Annotated in this window: 9 protein-coding genes and 2 pseudogenes; 9 read left to right on the top strand and 2 right to left on the bottom strand. The window is 66.4% G+C overall.

Annotated features, from left to right (window positions below; all coding sequences use genetic code 11):
- Positions 1-104: 104 nt before the first annotated feature.
- Positions 105-254, bottom strand: a pseudogene (locus ACGLHT_RS08135) (MFS transporter); the annotation flags it as partial.
- Here ACGLHT_RS08135 and ACGLHT_RS08130 point away from each other — a divergent pair.
- From ACGLHT_RS08130 to ACGLHT_RS08120, 3 genes and pseudogenes are all read left to right on the top strand, one after another.
- Positions 252-1,377, top strand: a pseudogene (locus ACGLHT_RS08130) (MFS transporter); the annotation flags it as partial. The pseudogenes ACGLHT_RS08135 and ACGLHT_RS08130 overlap by 3 nt on opposite strands.
- 229 nt (positions 1,378-1,606) lie before the next feature.
- Complete coding sequence (locus tag ACGLHT_RS08125) at positions 1,607-3,256, top strand: VRR-NUC domain-containing protein (RefSeq protein WP_274079670.1); 1,650 nt, start codon at positions 1,607-1,609, stop codon at positions 3,254-3,256.
- Positions 3,253-5,514, top strand: coding sequence for an ATP-dependent DNA helicase (locus tag ACGLHT_RS08120; protein WP_274119929.1), 2,262 nt, complete (start codon positions 3,253-3,255; stop codon positions 5,512-5,514). Before ACGLHT_RS08125 ends, ACGLHT_RS08120 begins: the two co-directional genes overlap by 4 nt.
- 28 nt (positions 5,515-5,542) lie before the next feature.
- Here ACGLHT_RS08120 and ACGLHT_RS08115 read toward each other — a convergent pair whose 3' ends face one another.
- Positions 5,543-6,724: an NnrS family protein gene (locus ACGLHT_RS08115; RefSeq protein WP_274119928.1), complete on the bottom strand. Its 1,182-nt coding sequence runs from the start codon at positions 6,722-6,724 to the stop codon at positions 5,543-5,545.
- Between the two features lie 214 nt (positions 6,725-6,938).
- Between ACGLHT_RS08115 and xerC the strand changes: the two genes are divergently transcribed.
- From xerC to ureE, 6 genes are all read left to right on the top strand, one after another.
- On the top strand, positions 6,939-7,853 hold the full coding sequence (gene xerC, locus ACGLHT_RS08110; protein WP_015270152.1) for a tyrosine recombinase XerC: 915 nt from the start codon (positions 6,939-6,941) through the stop codon (positions 7,851-7,853).
- Between the two features lie 378 nt (positions 7,854-8,231).
- Positions 8,232-9,065 carry an urease accessory protein UreD gene (locus ACGLHT_RS08105; RefSeq protein WP_137164182.1) on the top strand — a complete coding sequence of 278 codons (834 nt, stop codon included), beginning with the start codon at positions 8,232-8,234 and terminating at the stop codon, positions 9,063-9,065.
- 9 nt (positions 9,066-9,074) lie between these two features.
- Positions 9,075-9,377, top strand: a complete 303-nt coding sequence (locus ACGLHT_RS08100) for an urease subunit gamma (protein WP_003256923.1) — start codon at positions 9,075-9,077, stop codon at positions 9,375-9,377.
- A gap of 19 nt (positions 9,378-9,396) precedes the next feature.
- Entirely contained in the window at positions 9,397-9,714 is a 318-nt protein-coding gene (locus tag ACGLHT_RS08095) for an urease subunit beta (RefSeq protein ID WP_025339426.1), read from the top strand.
- Positions 9,711-11,414, top strand: a complete 1,704-nt coding sequence (gene ureC / locus ACGLHT_RS08090; protein ID WP_137164181.1) for an urease subunit alpha — start codon at positions 9,711-9,713, stop codon at positions 11,412-11,414. The genes ACGLHT_RS08095 and ureC overlap by 4 nt, the downstream gene beginning before the upstream one ends.
- Positions 11,415-11,424: 10 nt before the next feature.
- The gene (ureE, locus tag ACGLHT_RS08085) at positions 11,425-11,922 is read left to right on the top strand and encodes an urease accessory protein UreE (RefSeq protein WP_085663694.1); all 498 of its coding nucleotides are present in this window, start codon (positions 11,425-11,427) and stop codon (positions 11,920-11,922) included.
- Positions 11,923-11,935 lie beyond the last annotated feature (13 nt).

Here is an 11,935-nt window from a genome sequence, read left to right as displayed (position 1 = left end):
CGGCAAGCCAGCTCCCACGGGTGCAGCGTTGAACTCAAGGTTGTCGCTGTACCTGTGGGAGCCGGCTTGCCGGCGATTAGGCCTTGGCAGGCAAACGCCTCCTGTCAGCGATTCGCTTGCTCCTGCCCTTGCCGCAAGCGGGTACTGACCAGCGCTGCCACCACCAGCAACGCGGCGATGATCCACAAGCCATTGCGGGTACTGCCGGTGGCCTGCTCGATCAGGCCCATCACCGATGGGCCGACGAAACCGCCCAGCTGCCGATGGGCATGATCATCGACCGCCTGGGCAGCAAGATCGCCCTCGGCGCCTCGTTGCTGGGCTGGTCGGTGGCCCAGGCAGCGTTCGGCATGGTCAACAGCTTTGCCGGCTTCATGGGCCTGCGTGTGCTGCTGGGGATTGGCGAGGCGCCGATGTTCCCGTCGGCGGCCAAGGCCCTGTCGGAGTGGTTCGATGCCAACGAACGCGGCACCCCGACCGGCGTGGTTTGGTCCTCGACCTGCCTCGGCCCGTGCCTGGCGCCACCCTTGCTGACGCTGTTCATGGTCAACTTCGGCTGGCGCGGCATGTTCATCATCACCGGCGTGATCGGCGCTGTGCTGGCTGACCTTCTACAAAAGCAAGGCACGTTACCTGGCGGAGCTTGCTGCCGAGGGCAAGCCATTGCCGAGTGGGCAGCAGGCGCCGGCAGCCACTGCACAAGCGCCGAAGGCCTCGTACTTCGCCGGCTGGCTCGACCTGTTCAAGCACCGCAGTACCTGGGGTGCGGTGCTGGGCTTCATGGGCGTGATCTACATGCTCTGGCTGCACCTGACCTGGCTGCCTGGCTACTTCGAGCGTGAGCACGGCCTGGACCTGTACAAGACCGCCTGGGTGGTGTCGCTGGCCTATGGCTTTGGCGCAGCGGGCACGATCGTTGCCGGGCGCTTCTGCGACTTGCTGGTGAAGCGCGGCATGAGCGTGCTGGCCAGCCGCAAGTTCAGCGTCATCACCGGGCTGGTGCTGGCGGCGCTGTTTACCCTGCCGCTGTCGTTCGTCACCGGCCTGACCGGTTGCATCGTCCTGCTGTGCCTGGCGCTGTTCAGCATCAACATGGCCAGTGCCACTGCCTGGATGATCGTCAACACCATCGTCGACAGCCAGCGCGTGGCCTCGTTTGGCTCGATCCAGAACTTCGGCGGCTACATTGCCGGCTCGGTGGCGCCGATCGTCACCGGCTTCAGCATCCAGTACTCGGGCTCGTTCACCACGGCGTTCATGATCAGTGCGGTGGTGGCGCTGTGTTCGGCGGTGGCTTACTTCCTGCTGCTGCAGGCGCCGATTGGCAGTGCCAAGGTCAAGGCGGCGGAGATGGTCGGGGCGACGGAACAGGGGTGAATTCCGGGGGGGCGCTTTGCGCCCCAATCGCGACGCAAGGCCGCTCCCACAGGTATCGCGCTGGTTTCAGCAGCACTGCAATACCTTGTGGGAGCGGCCTTGCGTCGCGATTGGGCTGCAAAGCAGCCCCCAAGCCGACAGCCGATCGTTGAGCGACCCACGGCACTTGCCAGGCATACTGGTCTGTATGTATAACCAGTATCCATTCCAGCCGCCTGACCCCCAGCCCGTGATCGCCCATTCCGTCGACGACCCGTTCTACTACCTGCACAATTTCCGCCAGGTGCTGCTGTGGGTCGAACAGCGCTACGAAGACCTGCTCGACGATCAGGAACTCGCTTTCATCCGCACCTTCGGCCAACTGGACGCTCCGGCACAGGCCCTGATGGTGCGCATGGTCATGCGCAAGGGCGAGCTGTTTCGCAGCGATCGCCTCGACTATGCCGAAATCGGCGATACCGGGCAGGCCCTGCAGCCGTTGCTGGCCCTCGGCTGGGTACGGGAGCCCGCGCAACTGGAACTGCAGCAACTGTTCGCCCTGCTGCGCAAGGACGAACTTGCCCGTTGTTTTGCCCCGCAGCTGAGCCGCCCTCGCGCTGCCAAGCATGACCTGCTTGCACAACTGCAACCCCTGGGCCTGCAAGCCCGTTCATTGGCCGAGTGGTTTCCGGACAGCGGCGTGCGCATCCTCCAGTGGTGCCTGCAACCCTTGTGCGACCGCATGCGCCTGCTGTTCTTCGGCAACCTGTACCAGGACTGGTCGGACTTCGTCCTCGCCGACCTCGGCTTGTTGCGCTACGAACAGGTGCCGTTCAGTACCGATTCGCGTGCCCTGCAGCAACGCGCCGAAGTCGACCTGGCCATGGCCTTGCACCAGTGCACCGAGCGCCTGGAGCAGGGCGACGACCCGCTGTCGATCCTGGCAGCCATGCAGGGTCTGCACAGCGACAACCCATGGCTGGCCCGGCGCCATGCGCGCCTGCAATTTGCCCTGGGCCAGCAATGCGAGCGCCTGGGCGACTGGGCGCAGGCCATGGCTGTGTACACGCAGTGCAGCCATGCCCAGGCGCGCATCCGCCAGGTGCGGGTGCTGGAGCGCAGCGAACAGTGGCCCCAGGCCCATGCACTGGCGCTGCAACTGGCGGCGGCGCCGGCCAACGCCCTGGAAGTGCAGGCGCTGGAACGCATGTTGCCACGCCTGGCACGCAAGCTCGGTGGCCCGCCACAGCGGCGCCAGCGTGTCGCGCCCCTGGAGCTGATCGAGCTGGAACTGCCCCGGGAACTGGCAGCGCTGGGTGTGGAGGAGGCGGTACGCCAGCACCTGGCCGAAGCCGGTGGGCCGGTGCATTACGTGGAGAACACGCTGTTCAACAGCCTGTTCGGCCTGCTGTGCTGGGAGGCGATCTTCGCCCCGGTGCCTGGCGCGTTCTTCAACCCGTTCCAGGCCGCCCCGCAGGACCTGCATGACAGCGACTTCCAGCAACGCCGCAGTCCTCTGTTCGAACGTTGCCTGGGGCGGCTGGACGATGGCAGCCATCACCGGGCGATTCTCGACTGCTACGCCGCCAAGCAAGGGCTGCAGTCGCCGTTCGTGTTCTGGTCCGTGCTCAGTGAAGCGTTGCTTGAGCAAGCCTTGGCCTGCCTGCCGGCGGCCCATTTGAAACAGTGCTTCCTGCGCCTGCTGCAGGACATCCGCAACAACCGCGCCGGCATGCCCGACCTGATCCAGTTCTGGCCCGAGCAAGGTCGCTACCGCATGGTCGAGGTCAAGGGCCCTGGCGACCGCCTGCAGGACAACCAGCTGCGCTGGCTGGAGTTCTGCCGGGCCCACGGCCTGCCTGTCGCGGTGTGCCACGTGCGCTGGAGCGAAACACCGTGAGCTACAGCGTGGCGGTACGCGCCTTGTGTGAATTCAGCGCCAAGGTCGGCGACCTGGACCTGCGCTTCACGCCATCACCCACCGCCCAGGAGGGGATCGAGGGGCATCGGCGGGTGGTGGCGCGACGTGCTGCGGGCTATGAGTCGGAAATTGCCCTTGAAGGCCAGTTCGAAACCCTGAAAGTGCGTGGCCGCGCCGACGGTTACGACCCTGCCTGCAACCGCCTGGAAGAGATCAAGACCCACCGTGGCGACCTGTCGCGCCAACCGGCCAACCATCGCCAGTTGCACTGGGCGCAGGCCAAGGTCTACGGCTGGTTGATGTGCCAGGCACGGCAACTGCCGGCCATCGAGGTGGCGCTGGTTTACCTGGACGTGGACAGCGATGGCCAGACGCTGATCAGTGAGCACTGCACGGCTGCCGAACTGCAGGCCTTCTTCGAAACCCAGTGCCAGCACTTTCTGGCGTGGGCACAAGGGCAGGAGCAGCGCCTGGCCGAGCGTAACCTGGGCCTGCAAGCACTGGGCTTCCCCTATCCGGCGTTCCGCCAGGGCCAGCGACAACTGGCGGAAACCCTGTACAAGGCCGTGAGTACCGGCCGTTGCCTGATGGCCCAGGCCAGCACCGGAATTGGCAAGACCGTCGGTACCTTGTTCCCTCTGCTCAAGGCCATGGTGCCGCAGCAGCTGGACAAGCTGTTCTTTCTCACCGCCAAGACCCCGGGCCGGGCCCTGGCCCTGGATGCCATACGCCAGATCACCGATGCCACGCCGCAGCCGGCTTTGCGCACGCTGGAGCTGATCGCCCGCGACAAAGCCTGTGAGCACCCCGAGAAGGCCTGCCATGGCGAATCCTGCCCCTTGGCCGCAGGCTTCTACGACCGCCTGCCGGCCGCGCGGCAGGCAGCGGCAGCGTTGCCCTTGCTCGACCGCGCCCAGCTGCGCGAAGTGGCCCTGGCGCACCAGGTATGCCCGTATTACCTGGGCCAGGAAATGGCGCGCTGGGTAGACGTGCTGGTGGCTGACTACAACTACTACTTCGATGCCCATGCCTTGTTGTTCCGCCTGACCCAAGCCAACCAGTGGCGGGTCGCGGTGCTGGTGGACGAGGCGCACAACCTGGTCGAGCGCGGCCGCGGCATGTACAGCGCCAGCCTCGACCAAGGCCAGTTGCAGGCCCTGCGCCAGAGCAAACCGCCCGGGCTGGTCAGTGCGCTGGACCGGCTGAACCGGCAGTGGAACGCCCTCTACAAGGAGCAGCGTGCCCCGTACCAGGCCAGCGAGACGCTGCCGGACGCTTTGCTGCGTGCCCTGCAGCAATGCATCGGGCTGATCCAGGAACAAATGAACCAGGCGCCTGCGCAAATGGACCCGCAGGTGCTGCAGTTCTTCTACCAGGCGTTGCAGTTCAGCCGGGTTGCCGAGCTGTTCGACGAGCACTTCCTGTTCGACATCAGCCAGCGCCAGGGCCCGCGCAAGCGGCGGCTGGCCACCCTGTGCCTGCGCAATGTCACCCCGGCGCGCCTGTTGGGCCCACGCATGCAGGCGGCGCGCAGCGTGACGCTGTTTTCCGCCACCCTGAGCCCACGGCACTTCTACAGCGACCTGCTTGGCATGCCGGCCGATACCGCCTGGCTGGAAGTGGCCGCGCCGTTTCGCGCCGAACAGCTGGAAGTGCGCATCGCCAGCCAGGTATCCACCCGTTACCAGCAACGCCAGGCTTCGCTGGCGCCGATCGTCGAGCTGATTGCCCGACAGTATGAGCGCATGCCGGGCAACTACCTGGCGTTCTTCAGCAGTTTCGAGTACCTGCAACAGGTGGCCGGGCTGCTGGCCGAGCGGCATGCACAGATACCCATGTGGGCCCAGGAACCGGGCATGGACGAAGCGGCCCGCCAGGGCTTTCTCGACCGTTTTGTGGCGGATGGCCGTGGGGTGGGCTTTGCGGTGCTGGGTGGTGCATTCGGGGAGGGGGTGGACTTGCCGGGCACACGGCTGATCGGCGCGTTTGTCGCCACCCTCGGGCTACCCCAGGTCAACCCGGTCAACGAGCAGTTCAAGCAGCGTCTGGGGCGGCAGTTTGGTGCGGGGTTCGATTACGCCTATCTCTACCCGGGCGTGCGCAAGGTCATCCAGGCGGCAGGCCGGGTCATCCGGGGCGACCAGGACCGTGGTGTTCTGGTCTTGATCGACGAGCGCTTCGCCGAACCCCGGGTGCAGCAGATGTTCCCGGGGTGGTGGCCAGCGCCGGGAGGTTAACGCGGCCCCGGCAATCTGGGCATCAAGGCTAGCCAGGCATACCGTCAGCCCGTGGCCGCAGCAAGATGGGCAGGTAATGTTGCAGGAACAGCAGCAGCGCCAGGCTCCAGCACACTACCGAAAGGCTCAGCCCCAGCGGCGTGAACAGCGGCAGCACCACCCGCGCCAGCGTCGCCAGTTGTATCAAGACAAAGGCCCAGGCAATGCTGGTCGGCACCTGCAGCGGCCTGCCGGTGTGGCCCAGGCTGACCCGTGCCATCATCGCCAGAATCAAGCCGCTCATGGCGCCCACGGTCAGGGCGTGGGTCACCAGGCTCGGGCCCAGCGCCACCCCGGCATGCCACAGCGCCATGCCCAGGCAGGCAATGGCAATCCAGGCATAGGCCAGGTGCAGCGACCACAGCAGGGGCACCCGCCACAAGCCACGGTCATGCCACAAGGCCAGGCGGGCCGTATGCAGGGCGAACAAGGCGCTGAACAGCAGGACCAGGGCGATACGTGGCGTATCGGCCAAGCCCGAGGCAAAGGCCAGCGGTACCGCCACGCTCAGCAGCAGGCAGGCCCGGTCCAGCCAGGGGCGGGCAGGGGCCGGGGCCATGTTGCCCAGGCCGCGCCGGGTGAAGAACGGGATCACCCGCCCGCCAAGCACGGTCATCATCGCGGCTACCAGCCACAACCCGGCAAACACCCCGCGGCGCTGCCACAGTTCGTCCTGGCGCAGCCAGCCGACCAGCGTCAGCCACTGGCAGGCGGCGATCAACAGCACCAGGCCGACGATCGGGTAGTTGTTACGCAAGCGCCGTTGCACGATCGGCCGTGCCAGGGCCAGTGCCACCAGTGGCAGGAAGCTGCCCTCGATCACTACCAGCAAGCTGCCCGGTAATGGCAGGAACCAGCTCGCCCGGCCCAGCAGCCAAAGCAGGAACAAACCCTGCAGCGCACGCCCGCTCAAGCCTGGGGTGCCGCTCCAGTTCTGCACGGCAGTCAGCAGGAAACCGGCGATGATGGCGGCAGCGAAGCCATAGAGCATCTCGTGGCGGTGCCAGGCAAGCATGCCGCCGGGGGGCGTTGGCTCCAGCACCCCGGCCAGTACACCGGCCCACAACAGCAAGGCGAGCAGCGCAAACAAACTGCCACCCAGGAAGAATGGGCGGAAACCCAGGCCCCAGACGGCCTGGCGTGGGCGTGAAGCGATCGGCTGCACAAGCATGGGCGGACCTTCGTTCGTTCAGTAGGCTCAATTGGGGTAAGATCACGATCCGTGCCAGCTCCGAACCCCTTGTATATCAAGGTGATGGCACCTCTCGGGGTCCGAATGACATGCGTTTTCTGCTGTTATTTGGACCTGCTTGTATGTCGTATTGACTTGCTTCAGGGTCTGGCCGGTTCGCCGCTGGCCAACGCTTCGCTACAGGATTCACGTTTTGTCCGACCTCTCGAAAAATCCACTGCTGCAGTACATGGCCCGCCTGGCCCCATCCAGCCAGCAAACCATGCGCTACATCCTTCAGGACGCTGCCGACCGGCTGGGGTTTGTCGACTGCAATATCGTCGATGTGCCCTGGCATCGGCTCGAGCCCGGCCATGTGATCGCCCTGGTGGCGGCGCTGCGTGCCGACGGTTACGCACCCAACAGCTCGTCGCTGTACGTCAACGCCATCCGCGGTGTGATGAACGAAGCCTGGCGCCAGGGCCTGATCGATCACGAGCAGTTGTTGCGCATCCGCGAGGTCAAACCGGCCACCGGCAGCCGCCTGCCACCGGGGCGCAACCTGCGCCGCAGCCTGATTCGCGAGCTGATGGATGTGTGCGCGGCCGACCCACGGCCGCAGGGTGTGCGCGACGCGGCGATCATCGCCTTGCTGTACGGCACCGGCATGCGCAAGTCGGAGTCGGTGGACATCGACCTGGACCAGGTCGACTTCGAGGCGCGCAGCCTGCAGGTGCTGGGCAAGGGCAACCGCCAGCTGATCAAGTACGCCCCGCCATGGGCGTTCGAGAAGTTGCAGGCGTGGCTGGACCTGCGCCGCCAGGACTTGCCGGCAGGGGCCGAAGACGACCCGTTCCTGTTCAACCGCATCCGCCGTGGCAGCCATATCACCCGGGCGCGCATCACCAAGCATGCCATTTACTACATCGCCCGCCAGCGTGGTGCGCAGGTGGGCGTAAAGATCATGCCGCACGATTTCCGCAGGGCATTCATCACCCGGGTGATCGAAGAGCACGACCTGTCGATTGCGCAGAAGCTGGCGCATCACGCCAACATCCAGACCACGGCCATCTATGACCGGCGTGATGACAACGAACGCCGGCGTGCGGTGGACCGCTTCGATTACTGAGTTTCGTCACACTTGGGGCTGCTGTGCAGCCCATCGCCGGCAAGCCAGCTCCCACGCCGACCGCGCTGACCTCAAGCCATGCGCGATCCCTGTGGGAGCTGGCTTGCCGGCGATGGGCCGCGTAGCGGCCCCAGCATTCTCTCAGTCCAGCACCTAAACAGGGCCTGAGTGCGCCCCCACTTTGTGCGCCATCCCCCTGTATGCCCGATGCCAGAGCGGCTTGGGCAAAAGTTTCATCTTCGTTCACCTGCGGAGTTGGCCCGCAACCTGCTATATCCAGCCTGCGAATTTGATCGAGTGGTCAGGCCGCGCGCGCCGTAGCCGTGCGTGCCTGCCCCTCTAAACGGCCAGCAGGCCACGGATTTCAGGGGCCGCAGGATGTCGCTCGCGGAGCAGATCGAACAAAAACACGACGATGCCGGCTGGAGCGCTCACCTGCAGTTGCGTTTCGTCAGGCGTGACGAGGTGACCCGCCTTGGTGCGTGGCGGCATTTCGGACCTCTTTTGGTGCAGCGACCGTTCTATCCGGAAGGTGCACCGTGCCATGTCTACGTGCTGCACCCACCCGGTGGGATCGTCGCTGGCGACCGCCTGGAGCTGGATATCCAGCTGGAGCCGGGCAGCCACGCTCTGCTGACCATGCCCGGCGCCAGCAAGTTCTACCGCAGCATCGGCCCGACCGCGCGGCTGGCCCAGCGCTTTCACCTGGCAGCCGGCAGCACCCTGGAGTGGCTGCCGCAGGACAGCATCTTCTTCTCCGGCGCCCGCGCCAGCCTCGCCAGCCGTTTCACCCTCGAACCGGGGGCGCGCCTGCTGGCCTGGGAAACCCTGTGCCTGGGGCGCCCGGTGATGAACGAGCGTTTCGAGCAGGGTGCCCTCGACAGCCGCCTGCAAATTGAACTGCCCGACGAAGTGGGCCTGCACGAGCGCCTGCGCGTCGAAGGCGGGCGCCTGGACAAACTTGGCGGGCATCCGCTGCTGGCCACCTTCTGCGCCGCACCCGCCGACCAGGCCGTGCTGGATCTGGTGCGCCCGCTGCTCGACGAGATGGCCAACCCGGCCGGCGCGACCCTGCTTGGGTCGTTGCTGGTGATCCGCGTGCTCGACCATGACAACCAACACCTGCAACGCACCCTGCAACGCCTGTGGCATGTGCTGCGCCCGGCCGTCCTCGGCCTGCCGGCCTGCCCGCCGCGTATCTGGGCCACCTGAGAGAGCGCCATGGAGCTGACCCCGAGAGAGAAAGACAAACTGCTGCTGTTCACCGCCGCGTTGCTGGCGGAGCGGCGCCTGGCCCGTGGCCTGAAGCTCAACTACCCGGAAGCAGTGGCGCTGATCAGTGCCGCCGTGCTCGAAGGCGCCCGTGATGGCCGCACCGTCGCCGAGCTGATGAGCCTGGGGCGCGAAGTATTGAGCCGCGAGCAGGTGATGCCTGGCATTGCCGAAATGCTCCACGACGTGCAGGTCGAAGCGACCTTCCCGGATGGCACCAAGCTGGTGACCGTGCATGACCCCATCGTCTGAAACTGCCCAGGAGCCCCGCATGATCCCAGGTGAAATCCAGGTCGCCGCCGGCGATATCGAGCTGAACAGCGGCCGTGCGACGGTCAGCGTCAGCGTGGCCAACCATGGCGACCGGCCGGTGCAGGTCGGCTCGCACTACCACTTCTACGAAGTCAACGAGGCGCTGGTGTTCGAGCGCGCGCCGACCCTGGGCTTTCGCCTGGACATTCCCGCCGGTACCGCCGTGCGTTTCGAGCCCGGCCAGGCGCGTACCGTGCAACTGGTGGCCTACGCCGGCAAGCGCGAGGTCCATGGCTTCCAGGGCAAGGTGATGGGCGCGCTGGAGGGCAGGGCATGAGCCGCATTTCCCGCCAGGCCTATGCCGACATGTTCGGCCCCACGGTAGGTGACCGCGTACGCCTGGCCGACACCGCGCTGTGGGTCGAGGTGGAGCGCGACTTCACCATCTATGGCGAAGAGGTGAAGTTCGGTGGCGGCAAGGTCATCCGCGATGGCATGGGGCAGGGCCAGATGCTGGCCGCCGAAGCCATGGACCTGGTACTGACCAATGCCCTGATCATCGACCACTGGGGCATCGTCAAGGCCGATATCGGCATCAAGCACGGGCGTATCGCGGTGATCGGCAAGGCTGGCAACCCCGATGTGCAGCCGGGCGTAAATGTGCCCGTGGGCCCCGGCACCGAGGTGATCGCGGCCGAGGGCAAGATCGTCACCGCCGGTGGCGTCGACTCGCACATCCACTTCATCTGCCCGCAGCAGGTGGACGAGGCGCTGAACAGCGGTGTCACCACCTTCATCGGCGGCGGCACCGGGCCGGCCACCGGCACCAACGCCACCACCTGCACGCCCGGCCCCTGGTACCTGGCGCGCATGCTCCAGGCCGCCGACAGCCTGCCGATCAACATCGGCTTGCTGGGCAAAGGCAACGCCTCGCGGCCGGAAGCACTGCGCGAGCAGATCGCGGCCGGCGCCGTGGGCCTCAAGCTGCACGAAGACTGGGGTTCGACACCAGCAGCCATCGACTGCTGCCTGGGCGTGGCCGAGGAAATGGACATCCAGGTGGCGATCCACACCGACACCCTCAATGAGTCCGGCTGCATCGAAGACACCCTGGCGGCCATCGGCGACCGTACCATCCACACCTTCCACACCGAGGGTGCTGGTGGCGGCCACGCCCCGGATATCATCCGCGCGGCGGGGCAGGCCAACGTGTTGCCGTCCTCGACCAACCCGACCCTGCCGTACACGGTCAACACCGTGGACGAGCACCTGGACATGCTCATGGTCTGCCACCACCTGGACCCGAGCATCGCCGAAGACGTGGCCTTTGCCGAGTCGCGCATCCGCCGCGAAACCATCGCCGCCGAGGACATCCTCCACGACATGGGCGCCTTTGCCATGACCTCGTCCGACTCCCAGGCCATGGGCAGGGTTGGCGAGGTGGTGCTGCGCACCTGGCAGGTGGCCCACCAGATGAAGCTGCGCCGCGGGCCACTGGCGCCGGACACCAGCTACAGCGACAACTTCCGGGTCAAGCGCTACATCGCCAAGTACACCATCAACCCGGCACTGACCCACGGCATCGGCCACGAAGTGGGCTCGGTGGAAGTCGGCAAGCTGGCCGACCTGGTGATGTGGGCGCCGGCGTTCTTTGCGGTCAAGCCGGCCCTGGTGATCAAGGGCGGAATGATCGTCACCGCGCCCATGGGCGACATCAACGGTTCCATCCCCACGCCGCAACCGGTGCACTACCGCCCGATGTTCGGCGCCCTGGGCGCGGCGCGGCATGCCACGCGCATGACTTTCCTGCCCCAGGCGGCGATGGACCGTGGCCTGGCCGAGGAGCTGAACCTGCGCAGCCTGATCGGCGTGGCCCACGGCTGCCGCCGGGTGCGCAAGCCCGACATGGTCCACAACACCTTGCAGCCGCTGATCGAGGTTGATGCGCAGACCTACCAGGTGCGTGCCGACGGCGAACTGCTGGTCTGCGAGCCGGCCCGCGAACTGCCGCTGGCCCAGCGTTACTTCCTGTTCTGAAGGAGCACCGATGATTGTCTTGACCCGCCGTATCACCGACCCCGGCCAGCTGGGCGAAACCGGCACCGTTACCCTGGACGTGGACAGCCGCATCAAGAGCCGCCTGCGGGTGACCCTGGATGATGGTCGCGAGGCCGGGCTGATGCTCGAGCGCGGCCACCTGTTGCGCGGGGGCGAACTGCTGGCCGATGCCGAGGGCACCCAGCTGATCCGCGTGCTGGCGGCGCCCGAGGCGGTGTCCACGGTGCGCTGCGCCGACCCGCACCTGCTGGCCCGCGCCGCCTATCACCTGGGCAACCGCCATGTGCCGCTGCAGATCGAGCCCGGCCTGTTGCGCTTCCAGCACGACCACGTGCTGGACGACATGTTGCGTGGCCTGGGCCTGACGGTAGAGGCCGAACAGGCGCCATTCGAGCCTGAAGCGGGCGCCTACCAGAGCGCGCCGCACAGCCACAGCCATGCCCACGGCCACGATCACCCGTTCGTGCGCCTGCCTGCCCATTCCTGAACTGCCTGGAGCA

The organism is Pseudomonas sp. PsB, from assembly GCF_043658375.1.
Taxonomy (GTDB): domain Bacteria; phylum Pseudomonadota; class Gammaproteobacteria; order Pseudomonadales; family Pseudomonadaceae; genus Aquipseudomonas; species Aquipseudomonas putida_Z.
Note: the sequence above shows the minus strand (reverse complement) of the source record. Positions and strands in the feature narration are given on the sequence as shown.

Bases quoted from the DNA above. Each gene is read 5' to 3' on its own strand.
- ACGLHT_RS08100 (WP_003256923.1), top strand. From the start codon at position 9,075: ATGGAGCTGACCCCGAGAGAGAAAGACAAACTGCTGCTGTTCACCGCC.
- ureC (WP_137164181.1), top strand. From the start codon at position 9,711: ATGAGCCGCATTTCCCGCCAGGCCTATGCCGACATGTTCGGCCCCACG.
- ACGLHT_RS08105 (WP_137164182.1), top strand. From the start codon at position 8,232: ATGTCGCTCGCGGAGCAGATCGAACAAAAACACGACGATGCCGGCTGG.
- ACGLHT_RS08095 (WP_025339426.1), top strand. From the start codon at position 9,397: ATGATCCCAGGTGAAATCCAGGTCGCCGCCGGCGATATCGAGCTGAAC.
- ACGLHT_RS08115 (WP_274119928.1), bottom strand. From the start codon at position 6,724: ATGCTTGTGCAGCCGATCGCTTCACGCCCACGCCAGGCCGTCTGGGGC.
- ureE (WP_085663694.1), top strand. From the start codon at position 11,425: ATGATTGTCTTGACCCGCCGTATCACCGACCCCGGCCAGCTGGGCGAA.